This window comes from Peribacillus sp. SIMBA_075 (assembly GCF_046534585.1).
The window spans coordinates 1-251 of record NZ_JAWRYN010001158.1; the positions used below are offsets into that span (position 1 = coordinate 1).

Here is a 251-nt window from a genome sequence, read left to right on the forward strand (position 1 = left end):
GGTGTAAGAAATAAGTATAATTTTCGCCATAGAAAATCGTTCAGACCATTTCACGAGAAAGATTTGCAGAATGATTTCCATAATAGCTTTGCATGTTGAAATAAAAGCAAGCATGAATACGAAATCTGGAAATATATCTTTAGCGAAAATGCGATAATTTGTCTCAGTTTGAGCATAAAAAAAGCTAATAGGAATTGTAGAAATCATAAGTCCCAAAACGGCGTAATGTTTGTGTACAAATTGTTTTGGAG

General features: G+C 32.3%; 1 pseudogene. It reads right to left on the reverse strand.

Annotated elements, in window-relative coordinates:
* Positions 1 to 251: pseudogene (locus SB775_RS31945) on the reverse strand (MDR family MFS transporter); the annotation flags it as partial.